The sequence below is a fragment of the Arcobacter arenosus genome (assembly GCF_005771535.1).
Lineage (GTDB): Bacteria > Campylobacterota > Campylobacteria > Campylobacterales > Arcobacteraceae > Halarcobacter > Halarcobacter arenosus.
The window spans coordinates 169478-189455 of record NZ_VANU01000006.1 but is presented as its reverse complement, the minus strand read 5'-3'; the positions used below and the strand labels follow the sequence as shown (position 1 = coordinate 189455).

22 protein-coding genes are annotated in these 19978 nt (G+C 28.6%); 4 read left to right on the top strand and 18 right to left on the bottom strand.

The features are described 5' to 3' along the window. Positions 1-945, bottom strand: coding sequence for a hypothetical protein (locus FDK22_RS13775; protein WP_138153559.1), 945 nt, complete (start codon positions 943-945; stop codon positions 1-3). Between the two features lie 120 nt (positions 946-1065). Here FDK22_RS13775 and FDK22_RS13770 point away from each other — a divergent pair, with 120 nt between their 5' ends. After that, a complete protein-coding gene (locus FDK22_RS13770; RefSeq protein ID WP_138153558.1) occupies positions 1066-1731 on the top strand; it encodes a rhodanese-like domain-containing protein in 666 nt (221 codons plus the stop codon). Position 1732: 1 nt separating this feature from the next. On the opposite strand, the gene FDK22_RS13765 is transcribed toward FDK22_RS13770, so the two are convergent. The 14 genes from FDK22_RS13765 to soxC form a co-directional block, all read right to left on the bottom strand. After that, positions 1733-2890 carry an HD domain-containing phosphohydrolase gene (locus FDK22_RS13765; RefSeq protein ID WP_138153557.1) on the bottom strand — a complete coding sequence of 386 codons (1158 nt, stop codon included), beginning with the start codon at positions 2888-2890 and terminating at the stop codon, positions 1733-1735. Positions 2891-2960: 70 nt separating this feature from the next. Beyond that, on the bottom strand, positions 2961-3749 hold the full coding sequence (locus tag FDK22_RS13760) for an alpha/beta fold hydrolase (RefSeq protein WP_138153556.1): 789 nt from the start codon (positions 3747-3749) through the stop codon (positions 2961-2963). Between the two features lie 149 nt (positions 3750-3898). Next, positions 3899-4336: a DsrE family protein gene (locus FDK22_RS13755; RefSeq protein ID WP_138153555.1), complete on the bottom strand. Its 438-nt coding sequence runs from the start codon at positions 4334-4336 to the stop codon at positions 3899-3901. Between the two features lie 12 nt (positions 4337-4348). Continuing rightward, complete coding sequence (locus FDK22_RS13750; RefSeq protein WP_138153554.1) at positions 4349-4810, bottom strand: MOSC domain-containing protein; 462 nt, start codon at positions 4808-4810, stop codon at positions 4349-4351. Continuing rightward, positions 4807-5607, bottom strand: coding sequence for a thioredoxin family protein (locus FDK22_RS13745; protein WP_138153553.1), 801 nt, complete (start codon positions 5605-5607; stop codon positions 4807-4809). Before FDK22_RS13745 ends, FDK22_RS13750 begins: the two co-directional genes overlap by 4 nt. Positions 5608-5702: 95 nt before the next feature. Next, on the bottom strand, positions 5703-7481 hold the full coding sequence (soxB, locus tag FDK22_RS13740) for a thiosulfohydrolase SoxB (protein WP_138153552.1): 1779 nt from the start codon (positions 7479-7481) through the stop codon (positions 5703-5705). A gap of 35 nt (positions 7482-7516) precedes the next feature. Then, a complete protein-coding gene (locus tag FDK22_RS13735; protein ID WP_138153551.1) occupies positions 7517-8170 on the bottom strand; it encodes a rhodanese-like domain-containing protein in 654 nt (217 codons plus the stop codon). A gap of 85 nt (positions 8171-8255) precedes the next feature. Further along, positions 8256-8675 carry a hypothetical protein gene (locus FDK22_RS13730; protein WP_138153550.1) on the bottom strand — a complete coding sequence of 140 codons (420 nt, stop codon included), beginning with the start codon at positions 8673-8675 and terminating at the stop codon, positions 8256-8258. Positions 8676-8684: 9 nt separating this feature from the next. After that, a complete protein-coding gene (gene soxA, locus FDK22_RS13725; RefSeq protein WP_138153549.1) occupies positions 8685-9623 on the bottom strand; it encodes a sulfur oxidation c-type cytochrome SoxA in 939 nt (312 codons plus the stop codon). A 49-nt stretch (positions 9624-9672) separates the two neighbouring features. Beyond that, a complete protein-coding gene (gene soxZ / locus FDK22_RS13720; protein ID WP_138153548.1) occupies positions 9673-9990 on the bottom strand; it encodes a thiosulfate oxidation carrier complex protein SoxZ in 318 nt (105 codons plus the stop codon). A 64-nt stretch (positions 9991-10054) separates the two neighbouring features. Beyond that, positions 10055-10504, bottom strand: coding sequence for a thiosulfate oxidation carrier protein SoxY (gene soxY / locus FDK22_RS13715; RefSeq protein ID WP_138153547.1), 450 nt, complete (start codon positions 10502-10504; stop codon positions 10055-10057). Between the two features lie 18 nt (positions 10505-10522). Continuing rightward, the gene (gene soxX / locus FDK22_RS13710; protein WP_138153546.1) at positions 10523-10873 is read right to left on the bottom strand and encodes a sulfur oxidation c-type cytochrome SoxX; all 351 of its coding nucleotides are present in this window, start codon (positions 10871-10873) and stop codon (positions 10523-10525) included. Positions 10874-10884: 11 nt separating this feature from the next. Further along, entirely contained in the window at positions 10885-12096 is a 1212-nt protein-coding gene (locus FDK22_RS13705; RefSeq protein ID WP_138153545.1) for a c-type cytochrome, read from the bottom strand. Continuing rightward, complete coding sequence (soxC, locus tag FDK22_RS13700; protein WP_138153544.1) at positions 12065-13411, bottom strand: sulfite dehydrogenase; 1347 nt, start codon at positions 13409-13411, stop codon at positions 12065-12067. Before soxC ends, FDK22_RS13705 begins: the two co-directional genes overlap by 32 nt. 361 nt (positions 13412-13772) lie before the next feature. Here soxC and FDK22_RS13695 point away from each other — a divergent pair, with 361 nt between their 5' ends. From FDK22_RS13695 to FDK22_RS13685, 3 genes are read left to right on the top strand one after another with little or no spacing between them, the layout of a single operon-like run. Next, complete coding sequence (locus FDK22_RS13695) at positions 13773-14993, top strand: molybdopterin molybdotransferase MoeA (protein WP_138153543.1); 1221 nt, start codon at positions 13773-13775, stop codon at positions 14991-14993. Continuing rightward, on the top strand, positions 14994-15893 hold the full coding sequence (locus tag FDK22_RS13690; protein ID WP_138153542.1) for a DMT family transporter: 900 nt from the start codon (positions 14994-14996) through the stop codon (positions 15891-15893). It begins immediately after the preceding gene. Beyond that, positions 15890-16777 (top strand): DMT family transporter, encoded by an 888-nt coding sequence (locus tag FDK22_RS13685; RefSeq protein ID WP_138153541.1) that lies wholly within the window; start codon positions 15890-15892, stop codon positions 16775-16777. The genes FDK22_RS13690 and FDK22_RS13685 overlap by 4 nt, the downstream gene beginning before the upstream one ends. Here the strand turns inward: FDK22_RS13685 and FDK22_RS13680 are convergent, their stop codons facing one another. Genes FDK22_RS13680 through FDK22_RS13670 form a run of 3 tightly spaced genes read right to left on the bottom strand, consistent with a single transcriptional unit; the run spans position 16778 to position 19920 of the window. Further along, positions 16778-17350, bottom strand: a complete 573-nt coding sequence (locus FDK22_RS13680) for a DUF922 domain-containing protein (protein WP_138153540.1) — start codon at positions 17348-17350, stop codon at positions 16778-16780. Then, complete coding sequence (locus tag FDK22_RS13675) at positions 17343-18668, bottom strand: DNA recombination protein RmuC (RefSeq protein WP_138153539.1); 1326 nt, start codon at positions 18666-18668, stop codon at positions 17343-17345. The genes FDK22_RS13680 and FDK22_RS13675 overlap by 8 nt, the downstream gene beginning before the upstream one ends. Further along, positions 18661-19920 carry a M48 family metallopeptidase gene (locus FDK22_RS13670; RefSeq protein ID WP_138153538.1) on the bottom strand — a complete coding sequence of 420 codons (1260 nt, stop codon included), beginning with the start codon at positions 19918-19920 and terminating at the stop codon, positions 18661-18663. Before FDK22_RS13670 ends, FDK22_RS13675 begins: the two co-directional genes overlap by 8 nt. Positions 19921-19978 lie beyond the last annotated feature (58 nt).

The window sequence follows — 19978 nt, the reverse complement described above, 5'->3', positions numbered from 1 at the left end:
TTAAATTATGTGAATTTGAATTCTACCTTTTTTGTCTTCGTCAAAAATGATTCCCTGCTCTTTATAAAAGTTATCAATCAAAAAAGCAAGGTTTTTATAAATTGTTAAATTTATGAATCCATGGGGATAAACTTGATGTATACTAGCTAATTCATGTTTTAAAAATGACCAAAATTCATTAAAATAAGATGACTCTATTTTTAAATCAATTTCATCATCAAGTTCGGCTAGTGTAATTTGCATTCCATTTAAATAACCAATTAAATATGAAGCTGTTTTTAAAAGTGTTTCTATTTGAACAATTGAACTTTCAACTAAATCTTCTCTTTTATTATTGATTTTATATGCCATTAGTGAAGTTTTTATATTTTGTTGGGTCATATAAATCTTTTCAAGTAATGTATTAGCAACTACTTTTGGATATTGTGTATCTAAGGCACTTTGTGAAGAGATAAAATTAGCAATATATTCACTCCAACAAGTTTCTGCTATTGGAAACATTATTGAATCTTTACCTTTATAAGTTTTTGTTTTCATTAATTGCTTAAAAACATCTATTTTTTTGTTGTTATCATGAATATGTGCAAACTCATGGTTTAATACATGTAAGGCATTTTTATACTCTTGTTCATCATTTTTACAAGTGATACTTTTTGCAAAATCTGATTTCATTACTAAAACTAATTCAAAGTCATCATCTTTAGGAACTGTTAAAACAACCGCATAAGTATCTTTATTTGCTCTATACTTATTTTCAAAACCTTTTTTATTCGATTGACTAATTCTTTCAACATCCCTTTGAAAATTAGATGTTATAACTATATTTGATAATCTTCTAAAATCTAGATAAGAAAATTGTTTAATTATATCTTTTAATGAATCTACAACTTTTAATGAAGTATTATCATTTAAACCGTTGATTTTTATATTTATATTGTTGTGCATGATATTCACCTCTAATATAATTATAAAACAGTTTTTTATTTTCTTCTTAAGGATGTGGTTTTATATAAGAAGTTTAAGTTATTTTATATAAACTTAAAGTTTAGTTAAAAAGGATTTATTATGAAAATTTTTTTATTTATAATTTTATTGTTTAGTTTTTCATTTTCTTACGATTATGATTTAAAAAATGTTGGTGTAGAGATTGAAGCCAATGATAAAATAATTAAAATCAAAAGAATTGAGGATCAGGATTGTCTTTTAATAAATGGGGCAAACCCTGAAAACCTATTTTCTGGAGATTATGCAAAAGAGGGTTTACCAAAAGCTTGTGTTAAAAAATTTCTTACCACCATGGGAAAAATTACTCCTATGAAAATCAATGATAAAATTGAAACAATTGGAGAGTTAGAAGTTATAAAGTTTATTGAAAAATCACAAACTAATAAAAATATGCTTTTGATAGATTCAAGATTGCCCGATTGGTACTTACAGTTTACTATTCCAACTGCCGAAAATATCCCTTTTACATATTTTAATAAAAATAAATACCCTGATGACTTTTATGATGCATTAGAAATGATTGGGGTAAAAGAGATTTCAAAAGACAAATATGATTTTTCAAAGGCTAAAGAGTTAGTTTTATTTTGTAATGGTGCTTGGTGTCCACAATCAAGTTTCGCAATTGAAAACTTAATAAAACTTGGTTTCCCTCAAGAAAAGATTAAATGGTATAGAGGTGGAATCTATTCATGGAAGCTTTTAAATTTAACAACAGTTGCGGAGTAATTTACCCCAACTGTTTTTTTACATCTTTTACAATAGTTTTATCTAAAGTGCCCTCTTCTGACAACTCTAGCATGATATTAATTGCTTCTTTGTGATTATATTTATCTCTATAAGATTTTTTTGTAGTAAGTGATTGATAAACATTTAAAACGGCCATTAGTCTATCTTTTAAACTTAAGTCTTTCCCTGAAAGTTTATAAGGATAACCTTTTCCATCAACTCTTTCTTGAGCTCTTGATGCCCAATTTGAAATATCATTAAAACCCATTAAGTTAGTTAAAATCTTTTTTGTGTAATAGGGATAAGTTTTCATTATCTCAAATTCACTTTCATTTAAGTTACCAGGTTTATTTAAAATTTTGCTAGGTATAGCTAATTTCCCAATATTATATAATGATGCTGCGATTAAAAAAGTTTGTTTATCTTTATGCTCAAAATTATAAAAATCTGCCATTTTTGAACATTTATCTAGTATATTTTCATTCTCTTCATTTAATATAGTAAAAGTTGAAGTAATATCTAAAACCTCTTCAAATGTTGGTTCGATTGTAAAATCATATAATGTAGAAAAGATAAAAAATAATATGTCATTTTCATTTTGAATATCAAGCCAAAAATCTACGGTTGATGATATATCTAAAAACATATCTGAAATATCTTTTGAAAAAAGTTTATCTTCATTTTCTTCAATAAAATTTTTAATATCTTTTTTTAATTGTACATTTTCATCTAAAAAATCAAAATTAGTATCAATAATATGTGAAAACGATATAATTTGTGATAAAAAAGGGATCTCATTCTCTTTTAAACCAAAAAAGGAAGAACCATCGTAGTGCTCTTGATGATATTTTAATACATCATCATATTTACATAAAAAAGGTAGCTTATCTGCTAGATTTTGAGCTAAATTAAAATATTCTTTATCATATTCATTGATTTTTTTTAATGCTACATTATGAAGTAAACAGTATGCACATAAATCTGCCATTTCCTGAGGACTTAGTTGAAATCTTTCCCCTAATTTCAAAGAAATAAAAGCAATTCTCCTTGAGTGATTTTTTTTAGTATTTTTTAAATCTTTTTCAACTAAATCCAGTACTAAAGATATTGATAATAAAAAATTATTTAAATTAAACTGTAGCTGTTTTTTCTTATTCATAACTTATCCGTAATTATTTTCTAAATGCAATGCTACAATATAAACCATTAAAAATAGAAGAAAAGTAGTTTTACTCTTCCTCTATCATATTAATAATAGCTTCAACTGAGGTATTCGTCATATCTAAATCTATATGTTCTGCACCCTCAACTTTTACAAGTTTTGCATTTAAGCCATTTTCTTTAGCAACATCAAAAAATTTAGTAGTAGCCTCAGGTTTTGAAATTTTATCTGCAGTTCCATAGATAAATAAATATTTTGTGTCTTTATTTGCATTTTTAATTACATCATTAAAAGATACTGAGTTTTTTCCTTTTTCATCATCTTTTGTAAAATAGCTTCCACCTGCTAATGCTATATTTTGAATTAGTCCAGGTTTTAATCCTGTTAAAGTTGCGCCCATTCTTGCACCTGCACTATGACCTATATAGGTTACAGTTGTAGCTTCATACTTATCTTTTAAAGCATTTACTAACTCACCTAAAAATAGTATATATTCTTTATTTGAAGAAAGATTTTTAACCCCTTCATGGGCTAATGCTTTGAATTTGTTTGTTGATGAATTTGAATATCCAGGAAGAGCTACTGCTATAGTAGTTAAATCTGTATTTAAATTCATTGTTTCTGCAAAGGGTGCATATCTTCCAAGTGTATTTGTCCCCTCATCCCATGTACCATGAACTATAATCATAATATGATTATTTGAATCACCTTCAAAGGTTCTTGTTTCAATACATTCACCACCTGCAAAAACAAAATCTTCACCTAAAGAGTCACAATCACTTTTAGAGATTTCTTTTGCATTCAAACTCAATGAAACTAAAAAAATCGAGATAAAAATTAACACTTTTTTTAACATAATAAACTCCTTTTTATAATTATAATAATTTATAAGATTTAACTTATTTATACAATAAAGAAATGAGCCTAAAATATAAAGATAAGTTATAGTAAAGTTATGTTTAAATGTAATATTAAAAAGAGGTGTTTCCCTCTTTTTTAGTAAGTTTAGTAAGCGATTATTCCTACATAGCCAGATATTTGTCTCTCAATAACTTCAACGATACCTGCTTGAACATAAGAAACATCATCAATAAAATCATCTTCGGTCCATTTCATTGTTTCCATAGTATTTCTACATATAATAAACTCTACATCATATTCCATTAAAGACTTGATTCTTGTTAAAGCTTTTTGATCATAATTTTTCATTAATGCTCTAACACCATTTCCATAAGCAATTACAACTACTTTTAAACTCTCTTCTGGATATTCTTTTAAAATATTATAAATTGTACTCAAATTATGATCTACTTTTTTTAAGTCTGAATCATATAATTGTATTGCTACTTTTCTTGGGTTCTCAAATGTTGGTTGAGGGTCACTAAAAGTTGATTCGGCAAAACTAAATACAGTTAATAAAATAACTATTAAAAAACTTTTCATATATATCCTTTTTTATGCAACGTTATGTTGCTTTTCTATAATTTTTACTGTTGAACCTTTTTTTATTTCACCAGATTTTAGAATTTTACAATATATTCCCCTACAATCTTGGACTATAATTGGTAAATCATCATCAAATACTGCTAAGTGGTTACAAATAGTGCAGTTTTCAGTGATTTGAATTTGTGCTTCACCAATTTCAAAAATAGTTCCAATATGATAATCATGAGGATTAAAATCAAACAATATATTTTCTCCTAAACTACCATACTCAATATTTATATTGTTTTCTTTAGCTAATTCATATGTAGTTTTACCAACAATCATTACGGCTTTATCTATATCTTTACCAGCAAATTTATCATCTTTTATCCCAAAATCTAAAATTAACTCTAATTTATCAACTTTTGGTCTAGGTAAACCACTTTGACCTTTTTTTGCACTAAAAATATCTATTACCTTATGTATAATCATAAATTTTCCTTTAATATTCCTAAAAAGTCTTTTCTATCCCAAGCACCAGGATAAGTATTAATTAATTGTCCCGAAGTAGTTAAAATAAAAAATGTTGGTGTCATACCTTTAAATCTTTTATTTAAACCAAAAGGTAAGGCAACATAATCAACATCAACTTCTATAAATATATAATCTTCTGCTATTGCTTCTTGTACCTCTGTTAAATCAAGCACTTCATGTTTCATCTTCTTACAAAAATAACAACTTTGAGCTGTAGCAAACACTATAATTTGTTTATTTTTTTCTAAAGCTTCTTTTATAATCTTCCCATCATTATTATCTTTTAAAACTTTTACTGGCTTAGGAAATCTTTTTAATCTATCAGCTTTATATCCCATGAAATACTCAGCTAACAAAGTAGCTTCATCTTCACTTATTTCCATTGGTTCTTTTTCTTTGTAGTATTTAACAACATGATTATCACATACAGTATTGTTAATATCTGGATTTGCCAGATAACTTTTTAAATACTCTTCAATTTCTACAATCCTCATTTCAGAGTCATTTGGGTCACCAACTTTTTTACTACCTTCCATAATAGCCCAAGCTAACATATTTTGTGTTGGAATAGTTAAATTTAATAAATTATTGTTTCTTTCAAAAAAATTCTCTTTTAATTTTTTAAATGAAATATATTCTCCATGGCATGATGCACACTTCTCTTCAAATAAAACTTTCCCCTCTTTAAAATCTGCTTTTAAACTTACAAAAAAAGCTAAGATTGTAAATAAAAAAATTGTCCTTCTAATAATCATTTTCTTCCTTCTTTCAACTTATTAAAAAACTTAAAAAGTATTTTAATAAATTGAAAAGACATAGAGATAAAACTCTATGCTTTTCATATTAGGAATTAAATGATTCCTGGATTTCCTTTGATACCAACAATATCTGGAGTATCAACTTTAAGATTAGCAATATGTTTAACATTTTGAAGATAAGTTTCAACTGTTTCCCATACTGGTTCTCCTGGAGATTTTGCACCAACAGTAGACCAACCAGCAACTTTATATGATTTATTAGCATCAAGTTTTTGACCAGTTTTAGTTAGCGTAATTTCAGATATTCTTTCTCCCATTTTAGCAGTAGGATTAATTTTATATGAGATACCACCTGTTCTAACCATATCCCCACCTTGTTGGTAGAATGGGTCTTCATTAAACAAGTTATCTGCTACATCTTCTAAAATTAATTTAATATCTTTACCAGAAATATCTCTTGCGTATGTTTCAGGATATGTCATAGCTGTTTGAGTAGCTAAGTCATCAAATGTGATATCTTGACCAGGCATAACAGATGTTCCCCATCTAAATCCAGGAGAAAGTGAAATATCAGCACCTTTTACATCAATTAAAGCATCACAAATAATTTGGTCCCAAGAACCATTAAAGTTACCTCTTCTAAATAAAGTTTGCTCAGTTGTAGCAATAACTCTATCTAGGTCTTTTTTAAATGGTGCTCTTACATCTTCGATGTATTTTTTCATCGCTGGATCTTCTGGAATTAAATCAGAGAAAATTGGAAGTAAAGTAAATTTATGACCTACAATTTTTCCATCTTTTACATCTAAATCTAATACATTTAAGAATTTACCGTTTGATCCAGCATTACATACATAAGTAACACCGTTTTCATTTTTAACAGGATATGCTTCAGGTACACCATCATGAGTGTGACCACCCATAATAAAGTCAATACCAGTTACAACTTCTGCCATTTTTTTATCAGTATCATAACCGTTATGAGAAAGAACAATTACTGCATCTGGTTTTTCTTCTTCTCTAACTTCATCTACTAATTCTTGCATCCCTTCATCATTGATTGAGAATGTCCAATCTTCGATAAATCTTTGTGGATTTGCAATAGTTGTATATGGAAATGCTTGACCAATAATAGCGATTCTTGCTCCACCAATTTCTTTGATTGTATATGGTTTGAAAGCATAACCATTATCTTGATCGTAAGCTTGTTGAGCAATTTCAGTTTCATTAAATAATGCATCTTCTTTAACTTTTACGTTTTGTGCTAAGAATTCAGCTTTTAACTCTTTTACATTATCAAGAACTTCTTGTGCATTATAAGTAAATTCCCAGTGTCCAACAGCAACATCAACACCTAGAAGGTTCATTGCACCAACCATATCTTTACCTCTAGTTTGAAGTGCTGTCCATGAACCTTGCCATGTATCACCACCATCTAATAGTAAAGATTTATCTGCACCAAAACTATTTCTTAAAAAATCAACTACGGTTTTAATTTGAGCAAAACCACCAGTTCTTCCCATAGCTTTTGCATGTTTCTCAAAATTCACCATTGAGTATGCATATTCAAGTCTTTTATTACCTTTAATTCCGTAATAATCTAATAATTTTTCACCTACGATATGTGGTGGTTTTCCATAATTTCCATGAAAACCTAAGTTTACACTTGGTTCTCTAAAATAAACAGGTAGTAATTGAGCATGTGAATCTGTCATATGCATTAGCCTTACATTACCATATGGCTTAAGTTTATAATAATCTTCTAAGTTCTTAGTTGTTTCTAGCATTCTTGTGTGTGAATTAGCAAAAACTGGTGCAGAACCTAAAACTGCCATCATATAAACAAATTCTCTTCTACTTAATTTACTCATTAATAAATTCCTTCATCTAATATTAGAAACCTAAATTATTTACCATCACCTACAACAGTATATCCAAGAGAAGTCCAAGCTTGCATACCACCTCTGTAGTATTTGATTTTTTCTGCTGGATATCCCATATTTAAAAGTGAAAATTTAGCTTTTTTAACCATTCCTGGAGTTTGTCCACACCAGTAACCATTACAATACAATGCTAAAGTTTTAGCATTAGAAAAGTCAAGTGTTCCATCTTCTTTTTGAACAACACCCATTTCATCTTCCATCATCTCAATTGCTGTATCTTTTTCATCAAAATTAGTATATGGAACATTTACTGCTCCTGGAATTCTTAATTTTGCATACCAACCTGGCTTTCTTGAGTCAATTACAGCAATAGTTTCATCTGTTTGAGCTTTTTTCATATACTCAATAAACTCTAATTCACCTAAAGTTTCAACACCAGGTGCGATAACGATTGGTTGAGCAGTTCCTCTATTAGTTGTTTCATAAAGTGGTGAAATTTTATTACCTGCAGTTTGATTTCTCATCAGTGTAAATTTTTCACCATTTAGATTCATCTCAATTGATTTTACTCCTGGTAATGCAGGAACAAACTTTTCACTACCCTCTGCTGCAAAACTTCCAGTTGAACAAATACCAGCAATTGCCGATGTTATTATAAATCTCTTTAGAATTGTCATCTTTTTTATTTCCTTAATTTCATACATAATATCTAAATAAAAAAAGCCAAGATTAAAAATCTTGACTTTTTAACAATACTAAATTTTAGTATTTATATCCATCTCCTGGAACAGCAAGTCGCCAAGTTTTTTTACCCTCTTCAGCCTGATTAAGCGCTGCAATTGCAAATTTACAAGCTCTAACAGCAGCATAATTAGTTTCTAAAACTGTTTTAGATTTTTTACCTTTAAAAGTTTTAGGGTTTACCTCTTTTGCACCAGTTTTAATTGCTTCTTCAACAGAAATAATTAAATCAGAATTATTAACATTAAGTCTTCTAAACTCTAAACCTTTTTCTTTTGCTATTTCATTGTATTTTTTAGCTGTTGCAATTACTTTTTCAATGCCATTAGCTTTTATATCGCACATAGCTTTTTCATCCATCATATGATTGTCAGCATAAAGAGATGTAGATAAAGTTAATGCCGCAGTAGCTGCAATTGTTAAGTTAATTAATTTTTTCATTTCATCTCCCTATTTTCTAAAGTCTGGACCATCAAATTTCATACCATTATTCATGTAAGCCATAAAGAATAGTAATTCTTTCATCTCATTACTTGTGTTACCTGGAGGAACTTGACCTTGATCCTTAACACATCCTGACATTCTTCTTTCTAATGTACCTAATCCATCATTATTTGGTGTTGCAGCTGCCCATTTTAATCTATAAACTGGGAAGTGTGTAGTTTGACCAATAAATTGAGATAGAGATTCATTTCTTACTCTTTGACCAGCCCCTTGTACGTGACAATTTGCACAGTTAAGTTTTAGATAACCTCTTTGAGTATAATAATATTCTTTACCTCTTTCATAAGCTTCAGCTGCTGCTTTACTTTCAATTTTTACATCAACAGTTTTTTCTTCATCTTGAGCTGCTTGTGCAAAGAAAGCTTGTAAATGAGCCATTTTACCTTTTGAAGTTCCCCATTTTTTTTCACCATTTGATTCTAAGCACTCATTGATATGCTGAGTTAAAGTTTGTACTTCGCCCTTTTTTTCATCAAAATATGGATACATAGCACCAGCTTCTGCAGGATTTGGGAAACAAGATGCAAAAGATTTACCATTTGCAAACTCTTCATTATAAAGTTTTTCTCCAACTTCTACCCACTCTTCTGTTGGTGGGAACTCTTTAATTTCATAATATGAAGCTTGACCATTTTTAGAAAAAGCATAATTCCCTTTCGCAAAGTCATCTTTTTTTAATCCACCTAGAATATTGTTTTTTAACTCATCATCAGTTGAATATGGGAAAAAAGTATTTCTATTTTTTAATGGATCTTCAAATTTTGCTTCAAAATATTTGATTAAAGCAATTCTATCTTTTTCTGCTTGTGCATTAAAGTCAGCTGCATTTAGCGCAACAGTAGTTAATGCAATTAAAGCAGTAGTTTTAGCTATTTTCAACAACATACATATCTCCTATTGTAGTTTTTTTAATTAGTCACTAAAAAGTGACTAATTATTTGATTTTCATACTGTCAGATTGAGTATTACCTTTTAAATCAACCCATGAGAATGATAATTTATCATCTTTTTTAATTCCTAATTCATCTGCATTAAATGAAAATTTAAAGTAAGGGTTTTTTGATAAAAATTGTGAAGTAGATACTTCATAAACAACAGTTTCACCAACTTTAGCTACAATATATGTAATCCAGTTTGCTTCTTTTTTAGCTCTTTTAGCTTCTTGATTTGATAACATATCGTGTTTTGCAAGAGCTTTAACAGTAACTACACCTTTTTTTAATTTTGCTTTGATTCTAGTTTTTCCAGCCATTTTTATTATTCCTTTATTCTTTTTTATAAATTATTAATATTTGTTATATAAGTGTTGAACTAAATCAACCACCACATCCACCAATAGTTACTTTAACTTGTTTAGATGCTTTTAAAAGCTTTCCACCATCTTCAATTACTGCAAAAACATTTCCAGTTTTAGCCATTTTAATTCTTACACCGTAATCAACAATTCCACCTTTTGGAACATCAAATACTGCAACTAAAGTTTCAGGGTTTGCATCTTGTAAAATTGCAACTCTTGTAGCTGATTTTGCTTCAACAGTTACAGGAATAACTGCACCATTTTCAGCAATATCTGGAGCTTTTAACTTAACTTTTTTACTCTCTGTTGCATCTGCACCAAAAATCTCTTTAATAGCTGCATCTACTTTTGTAGCATCCCAAGCTTTTGGCTTAGTTTCTCTATAATTAGTTGCACTTAATGTAACTGGTGCAACTGAAGCTGCTAATGCTCCTAAACCTAAACCTAAAAAATTTCTTCTATTTATCATCTTTTTATCCTTTTTTTATTATTGAATTGTTTTTAAATAAGCTACAACTGCTTTTATTTCACCATCACTTAACCATCCAGATTTACCAAATGCAGGCATTTGAGAAATTGGATTAGTAGTATAAGGATTATAAATCTTTTTATAAAGTTCTTCCTCTGGCCAATATTGTAACGCAGTTAATTTTGGTCCCATACTTCCAGGTCCATCAATGTTTTTACCATTTGCATCATGGCATGCAATACAGTTACCTAAATTTTTAGTTGTAAAAATTTTTTCACCTTGCTTTACTAAATCATCATTTGCATAAGATCCAGTCATAGCTAAGCCACTAATAGCAGCCACTAAAAACAAATTTTTAATTAATTTCATACTTTAACTCCTTATTTACTTTGATCGATAATGTAATCAACGATTTTTTTGAATTCATCATCAGATAAATTCATTGCCGTTCCCTTAGGAGGCATTGCATTTATACCATTAATAGCATTATCATAAACTTCATCAATACCTTTTTCTAAAACACTTGCCCAGGCATCTTTATCACCTAATACTGGTGCACCAATTGCTTTATTAGCATGACAAGCAGAACAATAAGTTGCGTAATTTTCTGCTACAACTGGATCAACTCCATTTGCAACTTCTTTTTTAGGTTCTTTCCAAGTTCTTTCAACAGAAATTGGTTGATTAACAGTTGGAGCTAAATCAACTTTTATTTTTAATAAAAGATCATCAACAGTTTTACCTTTACCATACTGTTTTTCAATACAATTACTCATACATCTTGTACCCTTACCATAAATAGTTGGATCAGATAAAAGTTTTTGCATGTTTTTAGGCCCTTGGTGAGGGTCTTTTGTATCTACTTCTGGGTAAAAACCATTTACATTTGGCATTACAATTTGGTTAAAGTTTTCTTTATTTAAAACAAATTCATAATCCATCTCTTTGCCATTTACTTTAATTCCATTTGAATAAAGTAAAAATGCTGTAATAGCATAAGTCTCACTATGACTTAACGTTTTTGGTGCTGTAAAAGGCATAGAGTCCTTAATATACCACCATAAAGTACTTGCATATGGCCAATATGAACCAATAGTTTTAAGTGCAACATCTGGATTAGGATTTTCATCTGCAGGATTCAGTCTTTGGATAACTAAATCTTTAGTTTTTCCACCTGCTAGAGTTGGATAACCTTTACCACCAGCACCAAATTCACCATGGCACATTGCACATTGTGCATCGTATAATTCTTCACCCCACTCTACTGAACCTTCAGCAATAGCAGGTTTTCCATCATCATCTAAAATTGGCTCACCAAGTTTCTCATCATATTTTGGAAGTCCAGTTCCATCAGGTCTTACATCAACATTCCATCTTTCAATTTCATTATGTGTAGCTTTTCTTCCATTTTTATATTTAACATCTTGATCATTAACATGATATGGTCCATATTTTCCATCTTTAGTAGGATATTTTACTGCACCATCAACAGACATCTCATTACTTGCAACTAAAGAAGAAGCTAAAAGTGCAGATAATCCAAATCCTAGAATAATAGAACTAAGCTTTTTTGTGTTTTCTAATTTGAACATTATTACACTCTCCTTTTTCAGTTATTTCCCAAGTTACAATTGCATTTCTATGGTAAACAGATTCAACACCAACTGCTGTAGTTTCTTCATCAATTGTAGGTTGAATATTTCCAAAGTCATCTCTTGCACGTGATGCCATTAATAATGGTTTTCCATCCCACTTCATAACATATGAAAATCTAGTCCATGATTTAGGTAAAACAAGTCCTTTAAGTTTTGCCTCAACCCAATTGTCACCACCATCTAAAGAGATATCAACTCCTGTGATAGTTCCATGTCCTGTCCAAGCAATTCCTTCAACTTCTACCATATCACCTTTTTTTAAGTGAGTCCATGGTTTTTCTGGACATGGTGAAGTGATTACTGAGTTAACTTCGTTTACCCAGAAATATCTAATAGCTTTACCACCTGGTTGAACCATAGTATATTTTGAAGTTTCCTCTTTTGAATGCCATGGTTTGTCAGAAATTTCAAGTCTTCTTAACCATTTAGTATTTAAGTTACCTTCCCATCCTGGAACGATTAGTCTTACAGGGTAACCTTGCTCAGCTCTTAATGCTTCACCATTTTGTCCCCAAACAACCATTACATCATCTAATGCTTTTTCAACTGGAATTGTTCTAGGGTTTGAAGCATTATCACTTCCTTCAGCAAGCATCCAAACAGCATCTTTTTTAAGACCAACATCTTCTAAAATTGTCTTAAGCATTACACCTGTCCACTCTGCAGCACTCATTAAACCTTTTTGAAATTGTAATGAATTAAACTGTGGTCCTCTCCATTCAGGAGCACCATTTGCTGGACACTCAATAAAGTAAATTCTACTTTCACTTGGATATTTTTTTAGGTCATCTAAAGTTAATACTATTTCTCTTTCAACTTGATCACCATGAATCATTAATCTCCACTCTTTTGGGTCAATATGTGCAGTTCCTCCATGATCTCTTACAAAGAACAGACCATTAGGTGTCACAATACCTTGTGATTCATGAATTGGACACATCGCTACAGATGCATAGTAATCCCCAGAAGAAAATAAAGAGTGTGTTCTTCTGATATTATTATGCTCATATGGTGATGGTAATCCATATAAATTATGGTCAACTGGATCACCTAGTTTAGTTCCCCATGGTGCTTCATTCATGATTGCAGGATCATCAGTAGCAGCTTTTAACTCAACAGGTGATAACACATTCGCTGCTGCAATTGCACCAACAGAATATGCTGCAGTTTTTCTAAAAAAGTCTCTTCTACTTAATTTATCCTCAGAAATAGTAGATAATTCTTTTTCAGAAGTCTTTGTTACTTTCGTCATTATTCCTCCTTAGAAATTGGTTACGTTAGCTTAAGAAAAGTTAATTAAGTAAAAGTTATTTTAATTATAAGATTCGATATAAACGAGCATCTTAAACAGTTGTTAACTTTTTCTTATGCAAAACATAACAGCCAATTATATAAGATTTACTTATACATTGATGTCTTCATTATCGCCACTTTTTTGTCACTTGTCAATTATTTTAAATTAAAAAAGAATAAATCGTTTAGTTTTGTAACAATATAATCATAATTATAACGTTTATGTTATTTTTATGTCAAAAAATCTTAAAATAATCTTGCTAAAGTTACTTTTTTTATACCCTATGCTACTATAGCGCTACTATTACATGGAGATTTATATGAAAAGATTTATAAGTTATGATGAGTCATTAACAATTTTAAATAATATAATTTTTAAAGCTAAAACAAAGGAAAAACTTTTTCTTACAAATTGTATCGGTAGAGTCTTGGCTTGCAATATTTCAGCAGATGAAAATTCACCTCAATATCCAACATCGGCAATGGATGGATATGCAATAAAATTTGAAGATCAAAAAAATGATTTTATTGAAATAATTGATAAAAATCCTGCAGGTTGTGTTGTTGAATCTGAAGTTTCAAATGGTGTTTGTATTAAAACTTTTACTGGTTCTTTAATTCCAAATGGTGCTGATACTTTAATACCAATTGAAAATGTTGAAGTTATAAATAATAAAATAAAAGTTACAAAAGAGGTACCTAAAGGTTTTGCAATTAGAGAGATTGGTGAAAACTACAAAAAAGGTGAAGTTTTAATTAAAGAGGGAACAATTATAGGTTTTGCAGAGATTGGTGTACTTGCTTCTTTAAATATTTCTCAAATTCCTGTTTATTGTATGCCTAATGTTGCTATTGCTAGTACAGGTAGTGAAATACTTGATTTAGGTGAAGAACAAATAAATGAATCTCAAATTAGAAGCTCTAATCATCTAACAATTGAAGCCTTAGCAAAAAAAGCTGGTGCAAATACTATCCAAATGGGTGTAGTAAAAGATGATATAGATTCGATTACAAAGCTTTTAGAAAGTGGGCTTGAAAAAGCTGATATAGTTGTTACAACAGGTGGTGTTTCAGTTGGTGATTATGATTTTGTTCAAGATGTTATAAAAGAAAAACTTAATGCAGAAGTTCTTTTTCATGGTGTAACAGTTAAACCTGGAATGCATATACTTTTAGCAAAAAAAGATGAGAAGGTTATATTAGCTTTACCTGGTTTTGCATACTCATCAACAGTTTGTGCAATTTTATATTTATTACCACTAATTTACAATTACGAAGGTGCTAATAAAAAACTTCCAATTGTTAAAGCTAGAATAAACCAAGACTTTCCATTAAAGATGAACAAAACAATATTTACAGCTTGTAATGTAAAATATGAAAACAATGAATACTCAATTGACTTTGAAGGGAAAAAACAAGGGACAAGTGCAATATTAACTAATATGTTAGGAAATCCTGCATTATTAATCCAAAAAGAAGATAGTAAAGATATAAAAGCAGGAGAATTAGTAGATATTCTTTTGTTGAATGAACTAAAATAAATGACAACTCAAAGAGTTTATATTTTATTAGCACTTTGTGTTTTATTTTGGTCAGGAAATTTTATTTTAGGAAGATTTGTTAGTTCTAATATACAACCATTAGAACTAGCTTTTTTCAGATGGCTTTTTGTTTTACTTTTAACATCACCTTTATTGTTTTTTCTTGATTTAAAAAAAATTATTAAAGTATATAAAGAGAATTTTTTGTTTCTTACATTATGCTCTTTTTTAGGAATCACACTATTTAATACTTTTTTATATATTGCTTTAAATTTCACCACAGCTACTAATGCACTTTTGATTAATTCAATTATTCCAATTTTAATTTTAGTATTTTCTTTTCTAATTTTAAAAACTAGGATTTCAAAGATTCAAACTTTTGGAATATTATTATCAACTTTTGGAGTGATATTTTTAATATTAAAAGGAGATATCTCTTCAATTTTAGATTTAAGCTTTTCAAAGGGCGATTTATGGGTTGTTGCTAGTTCTATTGTTTGGGCAACATATTCTACAATTATAAAATTAAAACCAAAAGAATTAAACCATATAGAGTTATTCCTTACAATAATTTATGTTGGATTTATACTTTTACTTCCTTGGTATTTTTACCAAGATTATACAATAGAAAGAGAAATTAGCATACTAAAAGAGAATTGGCATTTCTTTTTATATGTTTCATTTTTTGCTTCATTATTATCTTTTTATTTCTGGCATACAGGAATTGACACAATTGGAGCTGAAAAAACGGGCCAATTTACACATTTAATGCCTATCTTTGGTTCAATGTTAGCCTTTGTTTTCTTAGGTGAAAGATTAGAATCTTTCCATTTTGTCGGGGCTATATTTATAGCTCTTGGTATTTATTTATCTTTATTTTTAAAAAAGAAAAAAATATGAATAAAAGATTTTTTTATATTATGATGATTTTCTCAATGGTATTTTGGGGTGCATCTTGGGTAAATGTTAAGTTTTTGACAAATTATATAAATGCTTACGAAGTAGTATTTTTCAGAATGGGAATTTCAATTTTAGCAATGATTCCTGTAATGATTTACTTAAAACAAGATTTTAGACTAAATCTAAAATCAAGTGCTTTAATACTTATAGCTTCATTGATACTACTTTTATACTCAATAATGTTTTTCCTTGGTGTAAAAAATGGTACAGCTGGGCTTGGTGGAGCTTTAGTAACTACTTTAATCCCAATTAATACTTTTGTAATATTGGCACTTTGGCATAAAAAAACAATATCCCTAAAACACTCATTTGCTCTAATTCTTGGTGGTTTTGGAGTTATAACTATGTTAAATATTTGGCAATTTGATATTAATGAAATTTTTTCGATACAAAACATATATTTTCTTTTAGCTTCAATTCTTTGGCCTTTACTAACAATTACAAGTTCAAAAGCAAGTAACATCTCACCTTTTGTATTTACCTTTTATGTATATACAATAACAACAATTATAGTAGGTGTTTTTTTCATTGATTTTAATATAATTACTAAAATAGTTAATTTTGATTATATATTCTGGATTAATCTTATTAGTATTAGTTTACTTTCAACAACTTTTGCTACATCTTTTTATTTTGTTGGAACTGAAAAACTTGGAACAAAAAAAGTTAGTTCATTTATATTTTTAGTACCCTCTTCTGCGTTGATTTTAAGTGCGATTTTTTTAAATGAAAAAGTTAGTTTTAATACATTACTTGGAACTATTTGTGCTGTTATAGCTATTTATATATTAAATGATTTAAAAATAAGAACCTTCTTTAAATAATTATAGAAGGTTTTCTTTTCTAACACCCTCTAAGAATCCTTCATATGTTCTTATTTCAAAATCTTTATTTTTCTTTTTGTACTTTTTTAAAATTGATTTTGCAAGATTTTTTGCGTTTTGTTTTACTATATTACAATCGTTACTAACTTTTTCTACCTTAGGCAATTGTTCTTCTATTTCTAAAGCTGCATCAAGAGCAAAAGAGGTGTGCTTATCCAAGTAGTTTTTTAAAATATTATAATATCTTTGAAAAACTGTTCTTGTGCCATCTGGGAGTGTATAGTTACTTGCAAGTTTAGGTACATAATATGTTATATCTACTTTTGTTTTAGCCTCAGCAATAGAACAAATACCATTTTTTCTAACTGTTTTATAAAAATATTTAATTTTCCAGTTAACTGTACCATGTCTTACATTCCCATTATTATATATAGGAGAAGTTTCATCCATACTATCTTCAAGTTTATGTTTATTTATAGGGTATATATCATAGTAACTAAAATGTTTTTTTATAATTGGATTTGCATTTAAAATAGAACAAAACAATATACTAAAGAAAAAAAATCTATTCATCAAGTAGCTTTGTTGTATCAATTTTCTTTTTTGCTTTTACACCAAGTTCTATAAACTCTTCACTTCGTCTAAGTAGATTACCTTTCCCTAAACTTAATTTTTTCATTGCATCATCATAAGCTTTTTGTGTTCTATTAATATTTATTCCAATTGTTTCTATATCATTTACAAAACTTGCAAATTTATCGTATAAATCCGCAGCTTTTTTTGAAATTATTAATGCATTTTCATTTTGATGTTCATATCTCCAAATATTTTCAACTGTTCTAAGTGTTGCAAAAAGTGTTGAAGGGGAAACTAGCATAATATTGTTTTCGAAAGCTGTTTTAAAAAGGTTATTATCTTTTGATGCTGCAAGCATAAAAGCACCCTCAATTGGAATAAACATCAATACAAAGTCTAAAGTCTTAACAGCATCAATATTTTCATAGCTTTTTACACTTAGACCTTTTATATGTGTATAAATTGATTTTATCAACTCTTTTGCAGCCAATTCTCTTTCAACTTCATTATTGGACTCTGTAAATTTTAAATATGCATTTAAACTAACTTTTGAGTCAATAACTATATCTTTATTAGCTGGTAAATGTACAATAACATCAGGTCTTAATCTTTTACCATCATTGTCAGTGAAAGAGCCTTGTGTAGTATATTCAATACCTTCTCTAAGTCCTGTTTGTTCAAGAATTTTAGAAAGAATCAATTCTCCCCAATCACCTTGAGTTTTATTCTCACCTTTTAATGCTTTGGTTAAGTTAATAGCATCTTGTGAGATTTGATTGTTTAAATCTTTTAAGTTCTTTATTTCTGTTAAAAGTGAAGTTCTTTGTTTTGTTTCTTCACTGTAAATATCATTTACTCTTTTTCCAAACATATTTAACTGTTCTTTAAAAGGAGTTAATATTTGATTTAAATTGGTATTGGATTTTTTTGTATTCTCTTCAAAAAGTTTATTTGCTAAGTTTTGAAATTCTTGTTTTAAACTCTCTTTAGAGTTTTCCAAAAGTTCAATTTTTTCTTTTAAGTTTTCCTCTTTTATTGCAAACTCATTTCTTAATTGCTCTTGTTGAAGATTTGATTTACTTCTTTCAAACTCCAAATTATCTAAAAATTTAGACTCTAGCAATTCTGCTTTTTCAATATTTGAATCTTTTTGAAAAATTAAGTCATTTTCTAATTTTGAAATTGAGGCTTCACTAAAAATAAGTTTTTCTTCTAAAAGATTTATTTTTTGTCTTAAAATTAACCAAACAATTAATCCACCTAGAATCAGCCCAAAAAGAGCTGAAACTATAGCTAATATATTTAAGTTATCCATGAGTTTTTAAATTAAAAATACTATCTTTTAGAGCATCGTCATTATTGTTTTGATGAACGTCATAACCTAATTCTTTAAATCTTTCCACTAAAGGTGGATGAGAGTAGTAGAAAAATATATAAATTGGGTGAGAAAGAGGAAATGATTTATTTTCATTTGCAAGTTTTAAAAGTGCACTTATTAAATCTTCTTTTGATTGCATATTTGACCCAAATTCATCTGCTGCGTATTCATTATATCTACTAATCAATGAAATTAAAGGCATTAAGAAAAATGATAAAATTGGAGAAAAGATTAAAAATACAGTAATTATCGCATATGATTCATTTTGTAGCTTTAATCCTAAAAATATCTCTTCACTTAAATTTCCAAAAATTGCGAAAAATACAAACATTACAAATCCCATTATTCCTATATTTTTAACAATATCACCATTTTTAAAGTGTCCTAACTCATGACCTAAAACAGCAAGTAATTCATTATGAGAAAGTTTTTCGATTAATGTATCAAATAAAACTACTCTTTTTGTACTTCCTAAACCACCAAAATAAGCATTTAATCTATTGTCTCTTTTACTTGCATCAACAGAAAAAACTCCAGAACTTTTAAAACCAACTTCATCTAAAAGTTTTTCGATTTTTGCTTCTAATTCTTTATCTTTTAAAGGTTCAAATTTATCAAACATCTTGTCTCTAATTACAGGATATAACATATTTATAGCAATAATAACTGCAAAAATAAAAACAAATCCCCAAATCCACCATGAACTTAAAGTACTAATAATCCATGAAATAATTGCAATAACAGCAGAACCAAATACTAAAAACAAAATCCCTGTTTTTAGTGTATCTTTAATAAATAAAGCTGGTGTCATATTAGAAAAACCATATTTTTTATCAAGTTTAAAAGTTGAATATAAATCAAAAGGTAAACCCAATATCCAATTAATAATGATAAATAGATTTACAAAAACTACAGCTTTTAAAATAGTTGATTCAAAACTAACTAAAGAATCTAATATATTAAGACCATAGCTAATCCAAAATATGAAAATTAAAAAACTATAAAAAGATGAAACAATAGAAATTTTCTCTTTTTCAATTGAGTAATTTGCAGCAACTTCATATTTTTCATTATCTAATATAATTGGTTGAAGTTTCTTTGCATTTTTAACAAATCCTATTTGCATAAATGATGTGTATATTGTTAGAAAAAAATATAGGCAATAGCCCAAAACAAATATTTCTAGCACAGAATAATCCTTTAACTATTATTTTTGGGTATTTTATCGTATTAAACTTGTGGTAAAT